The organism is Psychrobacter sp. AOP7-B1-24 (assembly GCF_052376215.1).
Classification (GTDB): Bacteria; Pseudomonadota; Gammaproteobacteria; order Pseudomonadales; family Moraxellaceae; genus Psychrobacter.
Genome location: NZ_JBQSVL010000061.1, coordinates 1 through 20,090 on the forward strand (window position 1 = coordinate 1; position 20,090 = coordinate 20,090).

15 protein-coding genes and 1 tRNA gene are annotated in these 20,090 nt (G+C 41.9%); 12 read left to right on the forward strand and 4 right to left on the reverse strand.

The window, feature by feature from the left end; translation table 11 throughout:
* Positions 1–218: 218 nt before the first annotated feature.
* From ACT3QP_RS11265 to ACT3QP_RS11280, 4 genes are all read right to left on the reverse strand, one after another.
* Positions 219–842, reverse strand: a complete 624-nt coding sequence (locus ACT3QP_RS11265) for a hypothetical protein (protein ID WP_444525544.1) — start codon at positions 840–842, stop codon at positions 219–221.
* A 425-nt stretch (positions 843–1,267) separates the two neighbouring features.
* Positions 1,268–1,352, reverse strand: a tRNA-Leu gene (locus ACT3QP_RS11270).
* Positions 1,353–1,567: 215 nt separating this feature from the next.
* Positions 1,568–3,394 carry a sigma 54-interacting transcriptional regulator gene (locus ACT3QP_RS11275; RefSeq protein ID WP_444525545.1) on the reverse strand — a complete coding sequence of 609 codons (1,827 nt, stop codon included), beginning with the start codon at positions 3,392–3,394 and terminating at the stop codon, positions 1,568–1,570.
* Between the two features lie 148 nt (positions 3,395–3,542).
* Entirely contained in the window at positions 3,543–4,865 is a 1,323-nt protein-coding gene (locus ACT3QP_RS11280; RefSeq protein ID WP_444525546.1) for a two-component system sensor histidine kinase NtrB, read from the reverse strand.
* 133 nt (positions 4,866–4,998) lie between these two features.
* On the opposite strand from ACT3QP_RS11280, the gene rimO reads away from it, so the two are divergent.
* The 12 genes from rimO (at position 4,999) to ACT3QP_RS11340 (ending at position 20,052) form a co-directional block, all read left to right on the forward strand.
* Positions 4,999–6,612 (forward strand): 30S ribosomal protein S12 methylthiotransferase RimO, encoded by a 1,614-nt coding sequence (gene rimO, locus ACT3QP_RS11285; RefSeq protein ID WP_444525547.1) that lies wholly within the window; start codon positions 4,999–5,001, stop codon positions 6,610–6,612.
* A gap of 182 nt (positions 6,613–6,794) precedes the next feature.
* Entirely contained in the window at positions 6,795–7,520 is a 726-nt protein-coding gene (gene pyrH, locus ACT3QP_RS11290) for a UMP kinase (protein WP_192519370.1), read from the forward strand.
* Positions 7,521–7,743: 223 nt separating this feature from the next.
* On the forward strand, positions 7,744–8,298 hold the full coding sequence (gene frr, locus ACT3QP_RS11295) for a ribosome recycling factor (protein WP_192991909.1): 555 nt from the start codon (positions 7,744–7,746) through the stop codon (positions 8,296–8,298).
* A 231-nt stretch (positions 8,299–8,529) separates the two neighbouring features.
* Entirely contained in the window at positions 8,530–9,294 is a 765-nt protein-coding gene (gene uppS / locus ACT3QP_RS11300; protein WP_444525548.1) for a polyprenyl diphosphate synthase, read from the forward strand.
* Positions 9,295–9,531: 237 nt separating this feature from the next.
* Positions 9,532–10,341 carry a phosphatidate cytidylyltransferase gene (locus ACT3QP_RS11305; protein ID WP_444525549.1) on the forward strand — a complete coding sequence of 270 codons (810 nt, stop codon included), beginning with the start codon at positions 9,532–9,534 and terminating at the stop codon, positions 10,339–10,341.
* A gap of 64 nt (positions 10,342–10,405) precedes the next feature.
* Positions 10,406–11,614: a 1-deoxy-D-xylulose-5-phosphate reductoisomerase gene (ispC, locus tag ACT3QP_RS11310; RefSeq protein WP_444525550.1), complete on the forward strand. Its 1,209-nt coding sequence runs from the start codon at positions 10,406–10,408 to the stop codon at positions 11,612–11,614.
* Between the two features lie 68 nt (positions 11,615–11,682).
* Positions 11,683–13,059, forward strand: a complete 1,377-nt coding sequence (rseP, locus tag ACT3QP_RS11315) for an RIP metalloprotease RseP (RefSeq protein WP_444525551.1) — start codon at positions 11,683–11,685, stop codon at positions 13,057–13,059.
* A 264-nt stretch (positions 13,060–13,323) separates the two neighbouring features.
* A complete protein-coding gene (gene bamA, locus ACT3QP_RS11320; RefSeq protein ID WP_444525552.1) occupies positions 13,324–15,711 on the forward strand; it encodes an outer membrane protein assembly factor BamA in 2,388 nt (795 codons plus the stop codon).
* 142 nt (positions 15,712–15,853) lie between these two features.
* Positions 15,854–16,870: a UDP-3-O-(3-hydroxymyristoyl)glucosamine N-acyltransferase gene (gene lpxD, locus ACT3QP_RS11325; RefSeq protein WP_444525553.1), complete on the forward strand. Its 1,017-nt coding sequence runs from the start codon at positions 15,854–15,856 to the stop codon at positions 16,868–16,870.
* A gap of 56 nt (positions 16,871–16,926) precedes the next feature.
* Complete coding sequence (gene fabZ, locus ACT3QP_RS11330) at positions 16,927–17,436, forward strand: 3-hydroxyacyl-ACP dehydratase FabZ (protein WP_444525554.1); 510 nt, start codon at positions 16,927–16,929, stop codon at positions 17,434–17,436.
* 188 nt (positions 17,437–17,624) lie between these two features.
* On the forward strand, positions 17,625–18,404 hold the full coding sequence (gene lpxA, locus ACT3QP_RS11335) for an acyl-ACP--UDP-N-acetylglucosamine O-acyltransferase (protein WP_444525555.1): 780 nt from the start codon (positions 17,625–17,627) through the stop codon (positions 18,402–18,404).
* Positions 18,405–18,702: 298 nt separating this feature from the next.
* Positions 18,703–20,052 (forward strand): sodium-dependent transporter, encoded by a 1,350-nt coding sequence (locus ACT3QP_RS11340; protein WP_444525556.1) that lies wholly within the window; start codon positions 18,703–18,705, stop codon positions 20,050–20,052.
* The last annotated feature ends 38 nt before the right edge of the window (positions 20,053–20,090 follow it).

The following is a 20,090-nucleotide window of genomic DNA, read 5'->3' on the forward strand; positions in this document are numbered from 1 at the left end:
GAAAATAACAATATATCTGCAATAACTCAAGAAGCTGCAGTATCACCAAGTCCAAAATCTGTTATAAAAAGCCCCGTTTTAGAATCACAATATCCCAAATATACTCCATAATTTTTCTTATGAATTTAGTGACTATAAAATCGTCAACGTGGATCAGTAGCATTGAGCTTTCTGTTTAAAATATCTTATGCTAGTTTCTACAGTTTTTTCAGCGTAGCTCAATCAATCGACCATTTTTCTAACGTCCGATTGTCATAGCAATCCTCGTAACCATAGCGACTATTTAAATCTGTTAATCTATTAGCAACTGTGATATTTGCACCACCTGCACTACCACCTTTTCCTGCAGCACCCCAATTTATTTCATAACGTATAAAGACTGGCTGATCTTTTGCTCTAGTAAAATAATAAGTGGCATCTCCCTCGTTAGGGTGATTGCTATCACAAGATGATGGGATTTTAGTTACCTTACCAGAACCAAAAAGCTTATTTACTTCACTTTTGGAAGGACTCTCTCCTTCATTCTGAATCATTATTTCAATAGCTGTCATGAAAGTCCTAGCACCAGTGATAGTAACTTCAGTATAACCTATATTAGGGTTTTTACTGCTGCCTACCTTGGTTGTTCCTTCCATCGTACTATCATGAGCGCCTGATTCATAATACGGCCATTTCCATTTAACACCTTTAATTTCATCTGCGTTCTCCCAGCCACTTACATTGTTTAGAGAGTTTTTGGGTATTGCCATTGCATCAATAATAGAAGAAAATTGTGCGGAATAAGCAGAAGCTGAGAATGTAAAAGCTAAAGTAGCCAAAGTTAATGATATAGCTTTGTTCATCTTAATAATCCTTTTTTGATTGTATTAGATTAAGCTCAGAGAACAAAAAATACAACTCTAAGTAGTTAGTCTCTAGACCAGTACATTATACTAAAATGGTAATAAGTAGATGCATCGTATAATGAAACAGCCCTATAGGCTACTAACTTATATGGCTATTCCATTATACGAAATACAGTGAAATACTCTTTGTAAGATTTGCTTGGGAAAATATAGATAGGAATTGATTATAGCCCATGGAAGAATATGGGCTATATCTACAAAAAACTCTCCAAATACTTACGATTTAAGGCTTCTAGAATGGTAGTACAGTTGATACTGTTCCACAGTTCAGCCCACGGAAGATATTTATACCAAACTCCAGACACAAAAAAACCTGCTAAAAGCAGGTTTTGATATTTGGTCTAAGATGTACTATCCGAAAATGGTGGGGCTGGAGAGACTCGAACTCTCACACCTTGCGGCGCCAGAACCTAAATCTGGTGCGTCTACCAATTCCGCCACAGCCCCATTTTCGTTACTCTATCATTATTAGTGTTTAAACTCAAACACCATATAGACAGTTAACTGATTCGGTAGTGCGTCTCAGTGGTTGGCTATTATATAGAGTTTGAATTTTTTGGCAACCCCTATTTGCATTTATTTTTAATTATTTAATATTTTTTTTACTGCTTTATTATAAATAATTGATATTGCTGCTATTTTAAATGACAGTTTTTGCCCTTTCATTCACTATTTCTCTGTTCCTTTGGCGTAGTGATCTCTAATTGCTGTAATTTACGGGTTAGTGTATTACGTCCCCAACCGAGCAAGTTGGCTGCAGCTATCTTTTTACCTCCGCTATGTTTGAGCGCAGCTGTTAGTAAAACACGTTCAAACTCAGGTGTGGCCGTTTGCAAAATATCTGTTTCTCCTGTCTGTAGCACCTGTTCGGCCCAAACAGCTAAAGCTTGCTGCCAACTTAGAACAGTAGATATAGGCTGTTCTTGATTGATTTGGCTTTGGGAGCTCAAGTTATCACTATATGATTGTTGTTCTTGATACTGTTCTAGATTAGATGAAGCATTTTCGAGCAGTTCTGGTGGCAAATCCTCAGGCATGACGGTGTCACCAGTTGCCATGACAGTCAACCACAGACAGACATTTTCTAATTGACGGACGTTACCACGCCACTCAAAAGATTGCATAATCTGAACAGCCATTGGATGTAACTGCTTTAGTGCGGTATCCATCTGCTCAGCAGCACGTTTCATAAAATAAGTCGCTAGCGCAGGAATATCTTCGCGTCGCGTGCGTAATGGTGGCAGTGGTAGACGGATAACATTGAGGCGATAAAACAAATCCTCACGGAACTTACCTTGTTTGACTAACTCTTCCAAGTTTTGGTGAGTGGCAGCAATAATACGCACATTTACTTTGATAGGCTGTTGACCACCCACGCGATAAAACTCGCCATTTGCCAATACGCGTAGCAATCTCGTTTGAGTGCTAAATGGCATATCACCGATTTCATCTAAAAATAATGTACCACCATCAGCCTGCTCAAAGCGCCCTGGTCGTGTGGTCGTCGCACCAGTAAAAGCCCCTTTTGCATGACCAAATAGCTCAGATTCGATCAAGTCGTGTGGAATAGCAGCCATATTGAGGGCGATAAAAGGTTGTTGGTTACGTGGTGAGTGCTGATGTAATGCACTGGCGACCAATTCTTTTCCGGTTCCTGATTCACCCGTAATTAAAACTGTAATAGGTGAGTGTGCCAATCTACCGATAGCGCGAAACACCGTTTGCATGGCTTGTGATTGGCCTATGATACCGCTAGGGTTGTCATTAATATTGTGGTTTGTGCTGATAACAGGGTTGGTATTATTTTTGACTTTGGTTTTAGCTGCTTTGCTTTTTTTGGTTTCATTAGATGTGCTTGTTGGATGAGTCTGACCAGTAGGTTCAACCTTTACATCAAATTCAGTACTACTCTCAGCGGTATGATCAGTCGTTGCGTTGGTGTTAGACGTATTAGCATCGGTTTGATAAGTGGTTGCGGTCAGATTGGGCTGATAATTAATGGCTTTATAAATGGTTGCAACGGCATCATCCAAGTCAAACGGTTTGGGTAAGTATTCAAAGGCACCGGTTTGATAGCTGTTAATAGCAGAGGTGAGATCTGAGTGTGCGGTCATGATGACAATAGGCAGCTTAGGGAAATGCTGATGTACCCAGTCACTAAAAGATAGCCCATCCATCATCGGCATACGAATATCAGTCAATATCACATCTGGCAGTTGCACCTGTGACTCATTTTCTTGCAACATATCGTTGAGACGTGCCCACGCAGCTTGTGCTTGGGTAAAGCTAATAACTGTCAGTCCTGCATCTTCAAATGTATCTGCCAACACCATTCTTAAGGCGGCATCATCATCGATAAGCCATAACGTTGCAGGGTCAAGTTCGAGGTTGTTATTGACCGTTACTTTTATTGTTTGATCATTTATCAGTTGATCAGTTGCCGTCTGATTATCGCTTTTAGGTTTATGTTTTTCACTATATTCAGTCATGTATTAGGCCTAATGAGCAATGAGTTGGTTCAGAGTTATGATGTGGTCATTTACGACTTGGTAGTATTAATTAGTTTTGTTAATCTCTTGGTTAGTTAGTAGCTGTATCAAGTAATAATAGCAAAGTTATTTATGCTTCAGTAATTAATCAATGAAATGGCAAATACAAGGTAAAACGTGTTTGTTGCTCACCTTGTACCTGTGTTGAGCTAACATCAATCATACCACGATGATGGCTTATAATATCTTGTACGATAGATAGCCCTAATCCAGTGCCTGCAGCACGACTTGTCACCATAGGAAAAAATATTTGCCCGATCAATTCAGGGTCAATCCCTGAGCCGTTATCAGTAATATTAATTTGCAGAACTTGTTTGTGCTGTTGCCCAACGATGGTGTGTTGAAAAGCAATACGTGTTTGAATGTGAAGTATTGGCTGATAATCTATTTGGTCATCACTGTTAGTATTGATCGAAGATAATACTTTGGTTTCGGATATTTTTTGTTGTTGCAAGGTTTGCTCAAACTCAGTCATGGACTCACAAGCATTGTTGATCAGGTTTAAAAACACTTGAATCAATTGGTCTTTATCGGCACATAATTCAGGCAGTGATAAGTCATAATCTCGCTGTAGCGTTAATTGTGGATATTGGTTCATCACCAAAGACAATACATGCTCTAGCGGTTCATGAACATTAATCGTTTGCCAGTTTGGCAGTTGGTTAGAGCCCAAAAACTGTCCAACAAGATGCGTTAGACGGTCAGTTTCTGAGATAATAATATCGGTATAACCACGTAGTTTGTCAGTGGTTTTTTGCAAGTTTTTATGACTTAGAGCAGTATTTGTATGGTTTGAGGCAGTTGACGCGCTACTATTAAGAATAGAGGTGTCACTGAATTTGATAAATTGTCGCTGCAATAATTGTGCAGCACCGCGAATACCTGCTAACGGGTTTTTTATTTCATGGGCAACTGACCGTAGCATATGACGAGCCACACCATATTGTTGTTGCTGACGTTGCTCTTCTGATATACGGCTTTGTCGATCTTTGCCCCACATTTCAATAATAAAATAGGTCTGCTGCTCGTATATGACAGGAGTGACACTATAGTCGACGGAAAATGACAAATAACCATTTAGCTGTGTGTTTACAACATGGTCATGATCGATAAAGGGTTGCTGATACAGTTTTGCTTGCTCAAATCGCTCGGTTAAGGAGCAGTTTTGTGCATCGACATCATCATTATTGGGAATGTTGCTATCTTTTGGGTTTAACTCTTGGGGTGCTAATAACGTTAATATAGGTTGATTGAGCAGCCTTCCACTACTGATAGCCAGTAGTTGCTCGGCCTGAGCATTGAGCCACGTAATAGACAACTCTTCATTGACCCATAAAATAGCCGTAAATAAATGCTGAGATATAAATGCTAAATCAGGTGTGGATTTTGCGGTTGTAAAATTTCTTGCCATGAGTCAATGCCTAAAAAAAGATATTCAAGATAATATTTAACCATAAATCAACACTATAGAGCGGCAAAACTAGCGATTTTTGCAAAAAAAACGTACAATGCGCACAGCCATTTTATCTCTAGCAAGGTCAGCCATGTCCAAAACTTCTACCGAGTCGCTTAACACGACTATTACTACCTCACAGCCAGCTTCTACTCCAACAAATTCTACATTAAAAGACACAGCAACTGTTTTTAATCCTGCTAAGCCAACAATAGCGCAAGACAGTCAGGTAGATACGAACCAGTCCAATCCAACCAAAGCCAGCCATCATAAAGCCAATCATAACCAAAATCGTAGCGTTGAGCAAAGTAGCCATGCTACTTCAGCCACGGCTGCTAATGTCACTGCTGCTATGCCTGTCAGCGCAGCACCAAAAGTTGGTTTTGTTTCGTTAGGTTGCCCAAAGGCGCTAGTGGATAGCGAGCGCATCATCACTGAGCTGAGCCGTGATGGTTATCAAGTAGCCAGTGATTATGAGGGCGCGGATTTGGTCGTGGTCAATACCTGCGGCTTTATTGAGTCGGCGGTACAAGAGTCGCTGGATGCAATCGGTGAGGCTATTAGCAAAAACGGTAAAGTCATCGTGACGGGCTGTTTGGGTAAAGAAGCGGATAAAATCCGTGAAATGCATCCCGCTGTGCTCGCAGTAACTGGCGCGCACGCATATGATGAAGTGATTACAGCAGTTTCGAAACATGTTCCAAAGCCGAATAGTAGTAAGGATGAAAACTACGACCCAAAAATAGATTTGATTAATGAGGCAGGTATCAAGCTGACGCCTAGCCATTATGCCTATCTAAAAATTTCTGAAGGCTGCAATCACCGTTGTACTTTCTGTATTATTCCAAGCTTACGTGGTGATTTAGATTCGCGTCCGATTGACAATGTCATGAATGAGGCTCTGGCACTAAAAAATGCTGGCGTGAAAGAGTTGTTAATTATCTCACAAGACACTTCTGCGTATGGCCTAGATCTGAAGTACAAAACCAGTTTCTGGAATGGCATGCCGCTAAAGTCGAAATTTTATGACTTGTGCCAAGCATTGAATGGCTTAGGTATCTGGGTACGTCTACACTATGTTTACCCGTATCCGCATGTGGACAAAGTCGTGGAATTGATGGGCGAAAAGAAACTCCTGCCTTATTTAGATATTCCTTTTCAACATGCCAGTCATCGCATCCTAAAAGCGATGAAACGTCCTGCGCATAGCGAAAACACCTTGGCACGTATCAAAGCATGGCGTGATATTTGCCCAGATATCGTTATTCGCTCAACCTTCGTTGTTGGTTTCCCTGGTGAGACAGAAGAAGACTTTCAATGCTTGCTTGATTGGCTGGTCGAAGCACGTCTTGATCGCGTGGGTGCCTTTACCTATTCAGAAGTGGAAGGGGCTGTGGCCAATGACTTACCAGATCATGTGCCTGAAGACGTTAAAAAATCTCGTTATGAGCGTTTAATGGCGCTACAACAAGATATCTCAGCGCAAAAGTTACAAGAAAAAATCGGTAAAACTTTAATGGTATTGGTCGATGAGATTGATAGTGAAGAAGGTATTGCAATTTGCCGTAGCTATGCGGATGCACCTGAAATTGATGGTCATGTTTACGTTGATGATATCAATGCAGGGGTTAAAGTCGGTCAGTTCTTGACCGTCACTATTGACGAAGCTAGCGAATATGACTTGTTTGCGAGCTATAAAGGTTAAAAACCGAATACGATATGCCAGTGAAAATTGCCCCACAAAGGGCAGTTTTTGCTACAATTAACGCAATTTAGCCTTGTGACCCATTTGTCATCAAGTATGGCAGTGTGGTCAACACCAAGGCAAACTCTGTTTGTATTTTACCGATAACTTTAATTATAATTTAATGATAACAAGGTGATCTCATGTCTGACAAAAACCCGCGTTACTCTCGTATTTTGCTAAAACTCTCTGGCGAAGCTTTGGCTGGTGGCAAAGACATGGGTATCGATACCGAAGTGCTCGATAAAATGAGTTTGTCTATTGCCCATTTGCGTGGTCTTGGTGTTCAAGTTGGTATCGTGGTCGGCGGCGGTAACTTATATCGCGGTGCCCAACTACAAAAAGAAGGTCTGGTTGGCCGTGTCACTGGCGATCAAATGGGTATGCTGGCAACGGTCATGAATGGTTTGGCAATGCGTGATGCATTAGAGCGCCGTAATATTAAAACGCGTTTGATGTCGGCACTACCGATTGGTGAAGTGACAGAAAGTTATAGCAGCCGTAATGCGATTCGTTATCTAAAAAACGGTGATGTTTGTATCTTTGTTGCGGGTACGGGCAATCCTTTCTTCACCACTGATACAGCAGCGTGCTTACGTGGTATCGAAATCGAAGCGGGTTTGATTTTAAAAGCGACCAAAGTCGATGGTGTTTATGACAAAGACCCAAGCCTACATACGGATGCCAAAAAATACGACGGTTTAACCTTTGACGAAGTGTTAGAGCAAAAACTTGGTGTTATGGATTTAACTGCTATTGCCTTGTGCCGTGAGCATAACGTGCCACTACAAGTTTTTGATATGACTAAGCCTAATGCCTTATTAAATGTCATTATGGGTGAAAATGAAGGCACACGTGTTTATCATTAACCTGATGTAAAGCCTATAGTCGATCAATGTTAAAAATGGTGCAAGGCAGACAAACGCAAGTACTACAGTAGTAGGCTAAGCGAGTCTAACGCCGTAACACCTTAAGAGTGGTTCGACTATATACTCGCCAGCCCGAGTGATAGCACGACTAGACAACGTATATTTACTAAGTATATTTACTAACAATGAACGATTTATCGATAGCGATAAATAAGGATACATAATGATTAAAGAGATTAAGCAAGACGGCGAAGCCCGCATGCAAAAAACCCTGGAAGCGCTTGAGAGTACTTTCAGTAAAGTTCGTACAGGCCGTGCCCACCCAGGCATGTTGTCAGGCGTGATGGTCAGCTACTACGGTTCTGATACAGCTCTCAACCAAGTAGCAAGTGTGAACGTTGAAGACTCACGTACATTGCTGGTTCAACCATTTGACCGTACTATGGTACAAGCGATTGATAAGGCCATTCGCGAAGCAGATTTGGGTCTAAACCCAATGACCGCTGATGTGATTCGTGTACCGATGCCAGCATTGACAGAAGAAACGCGCCGCGACATGCAAAAGCTTGCGCGTGGAGAGGCAGAAAATAGCCGTGTTTCTATTCGCAATATTCGCCGTGATATGATGAATGATATTAAAGATTTAGCAAAAGAAAAAGAAATATCAGAAGATGAAGAACGTCGTGCTAGTGATGATATCCAAAAAATTACTGACAAATATATCGAAACCATTGATAAAAGCTTAACTAAAAAAGAAAGCGATTTGATGGACGTTTAAATACGGGTTTCTCTGTCATTTATGGCATAGAGTGATTCAGTTGTTTCTCCATAATAAGCAGCCAATTTGCCAATGCTATTGGCTGTTTATCATTGTGTAAGTATTAATTGTGCAAGTATGAAAAGCCTGATGGCTGAATGATGAGAAATTTGTGAATTGTTCCTCTGACGCTTTTTAATCATCATCGCACACGTTATTATCCTCTTACTTTAATAATAAGCCAGTTCGCCTATGTCCACGTCAGCCGCTTCGGCTCCTATTCCGACACTTCTCCCTCGCCACATCGCTATCATTATGGATGGCAATAATCGCTATGGTAAAGCCCATGATTTGGGAAAAGGCCAAGGGCATGTCGCTGGTAAAGATGCACTAGATCCCATCGTTGAGTATTGTGTGGATGCGGGTATCGAAGTATTAACGGTATTTGCCTTCTCTAGTGAGAATTGGCAACGTCCACCCAGTGAGGTGGCACTGTTAATGCAATTGTTGGCCTCGACTATTCATGAGCAGATACCACGCATGCATGAATATCGTATTCGCCTGCGTTTTATCGGTGACCGTAGTCAGCTGAGTGCTGACTTACAAGCGTTGATGGCCGATGCTGAAGCAAAAACGGCAGGTTTTGATGCAATGACTTTGGTTATCGCTATCAGTTATGGTGGTCAATGGGATATTGCTAATGCTGCAAAACAGCTAGCGCAGCAGGTAGAATTAGGTCAGTTGCGTGCTGAAGATATCAATAAAGAAATGCTCAATGAGTACGTACAGTTGGCAGATGAGCCAGCAGTAGATATGCTAGTACGTACAGGCGGTGAGTATCGAATCTCTAATTTTTTGTTATGGCAGTCAGCCTATGCAGAGCTCTTTTTTACTCAAACATTATGGCCGAATTTCAGTGCAGACGAGCTGGCAACGATGGTGACAGAGTTTGCTCAGCGTCAACGCCGCTTTGGCAAAACCAGTGAGCAGCTGGTCATAGAGCAAGACAGTCATTAGGACAGGGGTTAAACAACCCTAGTAATTATTGAGAAAATTGCTTATTTAAAGCGTTCATTTAGTATGTGTGCAAAAGTATCTTGTAAAGCCGCTGCCCTATACGTGGTCAATGCCGCTTGTTTATGGAATAATAAAGCGCTTAAGAGGTGTTGATGGCTATTAGTGGGCTATTGTAGATTAGCTGCTATAATGCACCTTTTGATCATGCGTTATTCATTATTATAAGGCTCAATAAGTATGTGGCAACGAATTAAGACGGCAATAGTTCTCGTTATTATCGTTGGTATTGCAATGTTTGCGAGCCAAAGCCCTGTTTTATTTGCACCGTTGTTAGCGATTGGCGTTATTATCGCAGCTCATGAATGGACTAAGCTGATGCCCAAATGGCGTCAACCAGTTGTATTTGTGTTGCTAGTTTTAGCACTGACCTTAGTGTCACTCACGCTTAAAGTGACTTGGCTGTTTTGGTGGGTGGCGTCGCTCGCTATATGGTTGATGGCGCTGTCTTGGGTAAGGGTTTTCCCCACGCACACAAACTGGTATGGTAAAAAACTGGCACTAATGGGTGCTGTGATATTAACGGCAGCGATTACGGCGATGTTTTATCTGTGGCAACTGTCAGCATGGTGGCTACTTTATGTATTCTTACTAGTCTGGTGTGCGGACAGTGGCGCTTACTTTGTAGGTCGCAAGCTTGGTCGTCGCAAAATGGCACCGAACGTTTCACCCAACAAGAGCATGGAAGGGTTGGCTGGTGGATTGGTTACAGGCTTGATCGTCGTTGTTGCGATCAGTGTCTTTCAATTAAAGCTGACAGGTATACCGTTAATTGCTTTTGTAGCGTTGTCAGCGCTAACGATATTGTCTTCAGTGCTTGGTGATTTGTTTGAGTCGATGCTCAAACGCCGCGCTGATGTAAAAGATTCAGGCACGATTCTCCCAGGCCATGGTGGTATACTCGATCGTATCGACTCTCTATTGTCTGCCACGCCGATATTTGCGCTTGGCTTTTGGGCGATACAACACTTTGGCTTGATTGTCGTATAACGCTACAAGGTTATATGCTATAGCCTTACTTCTTTTATTTTCACAGTATTATTCATAGGCATTGATGGTTATGACGCAACGCATCGCCGTATTAGGCGCGACAGGTTCGATTGGCGATAGTACATTAGCAATCTTGGCGACACAACCACAGCATTACACTGTCTACGCTTTGTCAGGTTATCACCGTCTAGACAAGCTATTTACGCTTTGCCAGCAGTTTTTACCTAAACGTGTCAGTGTGCCAATAGCTGCTGTCGATGACTTTGCACAGCGTCTTAGTGCTGCTGGTCTTGATATCGATGTGGTCGGTGGTGCAGATGGGTTGATAGATATTGCTACCGACTCGCAAACTGATACAGTGGTCGCAGCTATCGTGGGTGCGGCGGGCTTGCCTTCTACTTTAGCTGCCGCTCGTGCAGGCAAGCGTATTTTGCTTGCCAACAAAGAAGCGCTCGTAATGGCAGGGCAAGTGATGATGAATGCTGTCAAAATGCATAACGCCACTTTATTGCCGCTTGATTCAGAACATAACGCTATTTTTCAGTGTTTGCCACTCGCCATTCAGCAAGACAACACCCAAATCCATCAGTCCAGTCATGGCGTACGTAAGTTATGGCTGACGGCTTCTGGTGGACCATTTCTACAGCAGTCATTTGCTCAAATGCAACAAGCAAGCGTCGCTGAAGCTGTTAAACACCCCAACTGGTCGATGGGTCAAAAGATATCTGTCGACTCTGCAACGATGATGAATAAAGGCTTGGAGCTAATCGAGGCTTGTCACCTATTTGGCTTGCCTGAAGATAAAATAAATGTGGTTATTCATCCACAAAGTATCATTCACTCAATGGTAGAATATAGCGATGGTAGCTATCTGGCGCAGTTGGGCAGCCCAGACATGAAGACACCCATTGCTCATGCACTCAGTTATCCTAATCGGATTGATAGTGGCTCGCAGCCGTTGGATTTATATGCGCTCAGCGGTTTGGAATTTATCAAACCAGACTTACAAAAATTTGCGTGTTTGCGTTTGGCAAGACAGGCGATGCAAGCAGGTACACAGGCGACTATCGTACTAAATGCTGCCAATGAAATTGCCGTGGCTGCATTTTTGGACGGAAAGATTCGTTTGACTGATATCGCTGATATTAATGAGCAAGCTTTGAACGACATACAGCTGCCACCGTTGAGTGATACAGCTGACATAGATGATATTCTAGCGATTGATAAGATAGCGCGTCATCTTACTGACAAACTTGTGGCAGATTTAGCGTAATTGTATTAAAAATTACTCAGGCCCTTGAGTTGATAAAAGATGCTACAAGAAAATACTGAGAATCAATCATGACTTTTTTATTAACGCTTTTGGCAGCAATATTCGTCTTAGGCCCACTCATTGCTTTACATGAGTGGGGTCACTATATCGTAGCACGGCTTTGCGGCGTCAAAGTGCTGACTTATTCTATCGGCTTTGGACCCAAACTCTTTGGTTGGACCAGTAAAAAAAGCGGTATTGACTATCGTATTTCGGCATTGCCACTTGGTGGTTACGTCAAAATGCTTGATGAGCGTGAAGGTGAGGTTGCCAAAGATGAGCAGCATCTAGCCTTTAATAATCAGCATCCATTGAAAAAAATTGCGATTGCTGCGGCTGGTCCTATCATGAATTTTGTTATTGCAATTGCCCTGTTTTGGGTATTGTTTATGACACCATCCGAGCAGCTAGCCACTAAGATTGGACAAGTATTGCCAGATACACCAGCTGCTATGGCACAGCTGCCTGTTGGTGATAAAATTGTTGCGATTGATGGTCACGAAGTGCAGACATGGGAAGGTATTAATTACCGTCTGGCTGGACGTATGGGTGAGACAGATGATGTGAGTGTCACGGTGCAATCAGACGTTCATACTGATAATGCCATCAAAACATATCAAGCGCCCGTACAGCAGTTTATGCAAGGTGCTGCACAAGGAAAAGACGCGTTAACAAGTTTTGGTATGCTACCATGGCAACCAGATATTGCACCCATAGTTGGTGAACTGTCCGCTGATGGTGCCGCCAGTCTTCAGGGTATGCAAGTGGGCGACCGTATTACGGCTATCAATAATACTGAAATTAAAGACTGGATCAGTATGACACGCATCGTGCGTGATAATCCTGAAACACTGCTTGATTTTACGGTATTACGTGATGGAAAGCCTGTACAGTTGAAGATTATGCCACAAGGTAAAAAAGACAATTTAGGCAATGATTACGGACAAATAGGCGCTATGGTGAAGCAGTCTGAGATTGTTATTCCTGATGCCTATAAAACCATAGTGGTCTATGACCCTGGTGAATCGCTAGTCAAGTCGTTTGAAAAAACCGAACAGTTAGCCGTCATGACGGTAAGCTCTATGGGGAAAATGCTATCAGGTATGATTGGTTTGGATAATTTATCAGGCCCGATTACCATTGCAAAAGTTGCTAAACAAAGCTTTGATATCAGTTGGCAGATGGTATTGTCTACTACAGCATTGATTAGCTTAAGCTTAGCAGTTTTAAACCTTTTGCCGATTCCTGTATTAGATGGCGGTCATATTGTCTATCACTTTATTGAGCTGGTTCGTGGTAAGCCGCTGTCAGAAGGCGTGCAAATGGTAGGATTAAATATTGGTTTACTCTTGCTGGCAGGTTTCATGGTGTTAGCAATTGGTAATGATATTAGTCGGCTATTTTGATTGAATGATAGCTAATATAAATGATAAGGCATTATATACTAATGGTTTTAGGGTTATTATGGTTTGGTTGTTGATCTGATAGGTGTCAATGATTTGTACCGTATCCTCTGTACTAATCGTAATTTTTAGTTTATTTTGTGATGCATTTTATATAAAGTATTCTGAGTCTCCCACGTATGAGTGCGAAAATTCATATTCAATGGGTTGGACAATATGTGCTTTTTAACTTAACTTAAGCAAGTTTTTTATTGACGGATAGTGTTTATGCGTACGCCTTTATTTATGAGCGCGGCAGGGTTGCCGTTAGTTGTAACAATGATGAGTATGCCGGTACAGGCTGCAGAATTTGTAGTGACTGACATCGGTTTCAATGGTTTACAACGTCTAACCCCCGATAGCCTCTATCCGGTTCTGCCGATTACGGTAGGAGATACGGTTAGTGATAGTAGCTTGGCTGCCAGTATTAAGGCACTATATGCGACTGAGAATTTTTCTGACATTCAAAGCCGTGTCGAAGGCGGTCAGTTGCGATTTGACGTTGTAGAACGTCCGACCATTGCTGAGGTGAACTTTGAAGGCAATAAGCTTATTCCAAAAGAAGGGCTTGAGCAAGGTTTGGAGAATGCTGGTTTGTCTGCTGGTGATGTTCTTAAACAAGCGACACTACAAGGCGTAGCCAACGAGCTACAACAGCAATATATAAGTCAAGGCTACTATAATAGTAATATCGAAGTGGATCAAACCGTGCTTGATGGCAATCGTGTCAAGCTAGATGTGCGCTTCATCGAGGGTGACCCTGCTAAAGTTGTCGACATTAATGTCATTGGTAATGAGCACTTCAGTGATGAAGAAATCAAAGACGTGTTTGCGGTAAAAGAATCTTCTTGGACTCGTCTATTATCTAAGTCTGATCGTTATGCACAAGAAAAACTGGCGGCCAGTTTAGAGAATTTAAAAGCACTCTATCAAAATGATGGTTATGTGCGTTTTACAGTAGATAATGCAGTGCTGAATATCAGTGAAGATAAAAGCAGTGTATTTATTGAGGTAAGCCTGAGCGAAGGTGAGCAGTATCAATTCGGTGACGTCAACTTTTTGGGCAAGCCTACATTTGATAACAGTGAATTGAAGGAGCTGGTCACTTTTGCCCCTAATGAAAAGTACTCGCAAGCCAAACTAGATGCGACGACCGCAGCGCTTAAGAGTCGTTATGGTAACGAAGGCTATTATTTTGCACAGGTTAGACCTGTACCACGTATCGATGATGACACTAAAATGGTGGAGGTTGATTATTTTATCGATCCTGCACGACCTGTCTATGTTCGCCGTATTAACTTTACGGGTAACATCAAAACTAAAGATGAAGTATTGCGTCGTGAAATGCGTCAACTAGAAGGCTCACTTGCGTCTAATGACAAAATTCAGCTGTCACGCACACGCTTGATGCGTACAGGATTCTTTAAAGGTGTGACCGTCGATGTCAAACCTGTGCCTAACCAGCCAGACCAAGTTGATGTCAACTATGTGGTTGAAGAGCAGCCTTCTGGTAGCTCAACCATCGCTGCAGGTTATTCACAAAGTGGTGGTGTGACATTCCAGTTAGATTTGACGCAAAACAACTTTATGGGTACTGGTAACCGTGTCCAAGCTGCGTTATCACGCTCAGAGACTTATGATTCTTATAGTCTAGGCTATACCGACCCATACTTCACCGAAAATGGTGTTTCTCAAGGTCTTAGTGCTTATTATCGTAAGACCAAATATGATGATGATAACGTCAGTAACTATGTGACCGATTCGCTTGGTTCTACACTCAATTATAGCTACCCAATCGATGAAACCAAACGTCTTAGCGCGGGTTTGAATGTTGATAATACAACCGTGCGTGGCGGTAAATATCTTGGAGTATCTAACGTTCAGGAGTTGTTGGATGATGGTGGTACACAAACAAACTATGATGATGCGGGCGATTCCAGTTTTAAAAACGATTATACGACTTACAACTTATTATTTGGCTGGGATTACAGTACTTTAGATCGTCCTGTATTTCCAACCAAAGGTATGAGTCACTCAGTCGATGCAACGATTGGTGTCGGTGATGCCAGTTATCAAAAGTTAACCTATAGTGGTAATGTTTATTATCCTTTGTATAAAGATTTTATTGCACGCGGTTATACTAAGCTTGGTTATGGTAATGACTTACCGTTTTATGAAAACTTTTATGCTGGTGGTTATGGTTCGGTACGTGGTTATGAATCTTCCACGCTTGGTCCTAGATCAGAAAGCTACTATTATGCTAAAAATGATATAGAGAGTACGGGTGAAGAGGTCGGTGGTAACGCTCTTGCGACGTTTGGTGCTGAGCTGATTTTACCAATGCCGTTTAAAGGCGATTGGGCGGATCAAGTACGTCCAGTGCTGTTTGCGGAGGGTGGACAAGTTTTTGATACCACAGGAAAAGAAGATGAAACCTTTGAAGATACAGACGAGCCTTTAATCACACAAGACAACAGCTTACGCTATAGTGCGGGCGCGGGTGTTACTTGGTATACACCGATTGGACCAATTTCATTAAGTTATGCCGTACCTATCGGTGATAAAGAAGGTGATGAGACTGAAGCCGTTCAGTTCCAGATTGGTAGTACATTCTAACTTTGGATGAGAGTACGAGATCATACAAGTAAAGATATAATTACTATTTTTGTGATCGCAACATCCGTCAGATATTAGAGGGTTGCCAAGATGATTGTTCAACTTGGCAGTTTCTTTATTCATAATAATATTAATAGCCACTATGATAACGATAAAGCAGATTATTACTCGGATTGAGCAGCATCAACCGGTTACTAACAAATCTGAGATTAATGTTGAACAATTAAGTCAAGAGCTTGATGGGGTGGGGAGTCTGACCACTGCTAATCATCAGCAGTTGAGTTTTTTGTCAGGAGCACGTTACGTTTCTAGTCTTGCGAGTAGTCAAGCAGGAGTAGTATTAATCACGGCAGACTATTGTGATCAAGCTCCAGACACCGCTGTAGCGTTGGTGGTCGCAAGTCCTTATTTGGCTTATGCGAGTGCCAGTCAGCTATTTGGTCATCAATCACTGTCAAATAATATTCATCCGAGTGCTGTGATTGCTGATAGTGCGATTATTGATGAGCAGGTGAGTATCGGCCCTTTTTGTATGATTGGTGAGCATGTGAAAATTGGTAAGCATTGCTCATTGTCTGCCCATGTGGTTGTCGAGGATAATGCTACTGTAGGCACTGACTGTGTTATCAAAGCAAATGTCGTTATTGGGCATGACTGTACCATCGGTAGTCACGTTCGATTGCATGCAGGTGCGAGTATTGGATCAGAAGGCTTTGGCTTTGCACCTACTAGTGATCCTAGCACCACAGGTTGGGAGCGTATTGCTCAGTTAGGGCGTGTGGTGGTTGGTGATCATGTGAGAATCGGTAGCCAGACTTGTATTGATCGTGGTGCCATTAATGATACGGTTATTGGTAATCATGTTATTATTGATAACTTGGTACAAGTCGCTCATAACGTACGTATCGGTGATGGGACGGCTATCGCGGCCCAAACAGCCATCGCTGGTAGTACCAGTATAGGTAAACGCTGTATTATTGGCGGAGCTGTCGGTATCACAGGTCATATTGAGATTACAGATGATGTGACGTTATCTGCGATGACTATGGTCACCAAATCTATTAAAGCAGCTGGTTCATATTCTTCTGGAACGGCTGCAATGCCAACGGCTAACTGGCGACGTGCTGCTGTACGCTTTCGTCAGCTTGGTCGTGATTAGTGCAATGACAACAATATAACTTATAAATATTAAACACAAAGCAAGGAAGCGCCATTATGAGCCGCCCAGATATAAATATTTTAAATGATGATAATGTTAAAAGCTTAGATGAACAAGGTCTTAAGTTGCCATTAACTTATCATACGCTTAAGCACTATTTGCCACATCGTTATCCTTTTTTGTTGGTAGATAAAGTTATTGACTGTATACCTGGAGAATGTATTACTGGTGTTAAGAATGTAACGGTTAATGAAGAGTTTTTTAATGGTCATTTTCCTGACGAGCCGATTATGCCAGGAGTATTGATGGTAGAGTCCATGGCCCAAGTTTCAGGTGTTCTCGGATTCATTAGTGCTGGATTGACTGCAGAAGATGGTTATCTATATCTATTTGCAGGTGTCGATAAAGTTCGTTTTAAGCGCCGAGTCATTCCTGGTGATCAGCTAATTATCCGTGCTAAAACAGTGATGCAAAAGCGTGGTATTTATAAGTTTGATTGTACCGTACATGTCGAAGACGAATTAGCTGCCAGTGCTCAAATAATGATTGCTCGTCAAGAGCAATAGTATTGATTGATGATCGCAGTGTTTATAACTAGCACCGTTGGCTACTGTTTTTAAAGCGCTATGTTGAAGTGTGCAGTCAGTATGACCATCAATTATCCTATATATTATTAGCGCCGTTTTTGGTTTGTTTAACAAGGTCAAATCGACTATCTTTTTTATTCGCACTAGATGATACAAAGGCCCACATTATGAGTCAGATCCATCCAACAGCACTCATCTCACCGTCCGCTCAGATTGATGAGACTGCTACTATTGGTCCGTATTGTATTGTCGGTGATGAGGTGTCGATTGGCGCACATACCGTTTTGCATCGGCATGTCGTCGTTACTAAGTTGACTCGTATAGGGCAACACAATCAAGTTTATCAATTTGCAAGCATTGGTGAGGATCCACAGGATCTAAAGTATGCTGGTGAACGCACATGGCTTGAGATAGGAGATCATAATACTATTCGAGAGGCTTGTAGCTTGCACCGTGGCACTGCACAAGATGGTGAGCTGACCAAAATTGGTAGTCATAATCTATTGATGGTGAATACCCATGTCGCGCATGATTGTGTGATTGGCGATCATAATGTATTGGCTAATAATGTTGGAGTAGCAGGACACGTTACTATTGGCGATCATATCATCATTGGTGGTAACTCAGGTATTCATCAGTTCTGTACTGTAGATGACTATAGCTTGATTGGTGGTGCGAGTCTTATTTTAAAAGATGTGGCTGCTTTTACGATGGTGTCTGGTAACCCAGCCAAAGCTCACGGTCTTAATGTCGAGGGAATGCGACGCAAGGGCTGGTCGAAAGAGACTATTGATGTGCTGCGTCAAGCGTATCGTGTCATTTTTAGATCAGGTTTGACGACTGTACAAGCACTTGAAGTATTAAACAACGACTTACTGAGAAAAGAGCCAAAAATCCAATTACTTATTGACTCATTACAGAAAAGCAGTCGCGGCGTAGTGCGTTAAACATACGCACAAAATTAGTACCAGTCAATTTTTTTTGATTAGCTAAACTCTTGTTAGCTCTAGAAAAAATCAACGAAAGCCATAACTATTAGTTATGGCTTTTTATATTTGTGACTACTTGACTTTTTTGGTCGCTTAGCAGAAACTGAGCGTTTATGGTAATGCAAACAATTCTTTCTTAATGTTGCTAAGTATCTCATAGCGAGCCGCTTGCTAAATAGCTTAATATTATAACTGGCTTTTGTGACGATCAAGGAAGATTGTCAGCGACATTATTTGAAGTATGAGGATGGAAAAAATGGCTATCAACAAACAGGAACATGCACAGTGGAGCTCGGGCTTTGGCTTCATATTAGCAGCAGTAGGATCGGCAGTTGGTTTAGGAAACATATGGAAGTTTCCATATATGGTCGGTGAGAGTGGTGGTTCAGCTTTTGTTATCGCTTATTTATTTTGTATTGCGCTAGTAGGTTTTCCGATTTTAGTAGCTGAGTGGCTGATAGGTCGCCGTGGTCAAAAAAATCCAGTCAATACTTTTGCTGACGTTGCAGCAAGTGAAGGTAGATCGCGCAGTTGGAAGATTATTGGTGCTTCAGGTGTTTTAGGCGGTTTTTTAATCCTATCGTTCTATAGTGTCATCGGTGGTTGGGCACTCAACTACGTGACGAAAATTGCTACAGGTAGCTTTGTTGGTCAAGATAGTGATTCAGTCGCCGCCACTTTTGATACTATGTTAGCTTCAGCTGGTGCATTAACAGTATGGCACACTGTATTTATGGCTCTTACTGCTATTATCGTCGGTATTGGCGTGACTAGTGGTATTGAAAGAGCTGCCAAGATTTTGATGCCATTATTGGGTGTGATTCTATTTGTGATCGTTGGCTATAACGTCATGAATGGTGGTTTTGGTGATGCAGTGGCTTACTTGTTTACCCCTGATCTTAGTAAACTGACTGAAGAAGTCATGATTGCAGCCTTGGGTCATGCTTTTTTCACGCTATCAATTGGTATGGGCATCATGGTGGCTTATGGTTCATATTTGGGCCGTGAAGTAAATCTACTTAAGACAGCTCGTACTGTTGTTATTTTGGATACCGTTATTGCGTTGGCTGCGGGTCTGGCAATCTTCCCAATCATCTTTAGCAATGGTTTAGATCCTGCATCAGGTCCTGGTCTTATTTTTGTCAGCTTACCTATCGCGTTTGGTAGCATGGGTGCAGGTACTATCATTGGCACACTATTTTTCTTACTGATTACCTTTGCGGCTATCACCTCTGCAATCTCATTGCTTGAGCCAACCGTTGAGTTTTTAGAAGAACGTACCTCAATGAGTCGTACCGTATCGACTATCGTTGCAAGTATCGTAATCTGGTTGCTAGGTATTGCAGCACTGCTATCGTTCAATCTGTGGTCTGACTTTACTATTATGGGCAATAATATCTTTGATGCTTTAGATAAATTAACCAGTAAGTTTCTCTTGCCTCTCACAGGTCTTGCAGCAATTGTATTTCTTGCGTGGAGAATGGATCAGCGTAGTATTAGAGAAGAGCTTGGATTGTCTAGAGGTGCGTTTCAGATCTGGCAATTCATAGTCAAAGTTGTGGCACCACTTGCAGTCATTATTGTATTTGTGAGTGCACTGAAGTAGTAAGACTTATCACAAAAAAAGGGCTTAAGATTATTCTT

Excerpts from the sequence above, each read along its gene's own strand:
- ACT3QP_RS11265 (WP_444525544.1), bottom strand. The coding sequence starts at position 842 with ATGAACAAAGCTATATCATTAACTTTGGCTACTTTAGCTTTTACATTC.
- ACT3QP_RS11275 (WP_444525545.1), bottom strand. The coding sequence starts at position 3,394 with ATGACTGAATATAGTGAAAAACATAAACCTAAAAGCGATAATCAGACG.
- ACT3QP_RS11280 (WP_444525546.1), bottom strand. The coding sequence starts at position 4,865 with ATGGCAAGAAATTTTACAACCGCAAAATCCACACCTGATTTAGCATTT.
- rimO (WP_444525547.1), top strand. The coding sequence starts at position 4,999 with ATGTCCAAAACTTCTACCGAGTCGCTTAACACGACTATTACTACCTCA.
- pyrH (WP_192519370.1), top strand. The coding sequence starts at position 6,795 with ATGTCTGACAAAAACCCGCGTTACTCTCGTATTTTGCTAAAACTCTCT.
- frr (WP_192991909.1), top strand. The coding sequence starts at position 7,744 with ATGATTAAAGAGATTAAGCAAGACGGCGAAGCCCGCATGCAAAAAACC.
- uppS (WP_444525548.1), top strand. The coding sequence starts at position 8,530 with ATGTCCACGTCAGCCGCTTCGGCTCCTATTCCGACACTTCTCCCTCGC.
- ACT3QP_RS11305 (WP_444525549.1), top strand. The coding sequence starts at position 9,532 with ATGTGGCAACGAATTAAGACGGCAATAGTTCTCGTTATTATCGTTGGT.
- ispC (WP_444525550.1), top strand. The coding sequence starts at position 10,406 with ATGGTTATGACGCAACGCATCGCCGTATTAGGCGCGACAGGTTCGATT.
- rseP (WP_444525551.1), top strand. The coding sequence starts at position 11,683 with ATGACTTTTTTATTAACGCTTTTGGCAGCAATATTCGTCTTAGGCCCA.
- bamA (WP_444525552.1), top strand. The coding sequence starts at position 13,324 with ATGCGTACGCCTTTATTTATGAGCGCGGCAGGGTTGCCGTTAGTTGTA.
- lpxD (WP_444525553.1), top strand. The coding sequence starts at position 15,854 with ATGATAACGATAAAGCAGATTATTACTCGGATTGAGCAGCATCAACCG.
- fabZ (WP_444525554.1), top strand. The coding sequence starts at position 16,927 with ATGAGCCGCCCAGATATAAATATTTTAAATGATGATAATGTTAAAAGC.
- lpxA (WP_444525555.1), top strand. The coding sequence starts at position 17,625 with ATGAGTCAGATCCATCCAACAGCACTCATCTCACCGTCCGCTCAGATT.
- ACT3QP_RS11340 (WP_444525556.1), top strand. The coding sequence starts at position 18,703 with ATGGCTATCAACAAACAGGAACATGCACAGTGGAGCTCGGGCTTTGGC.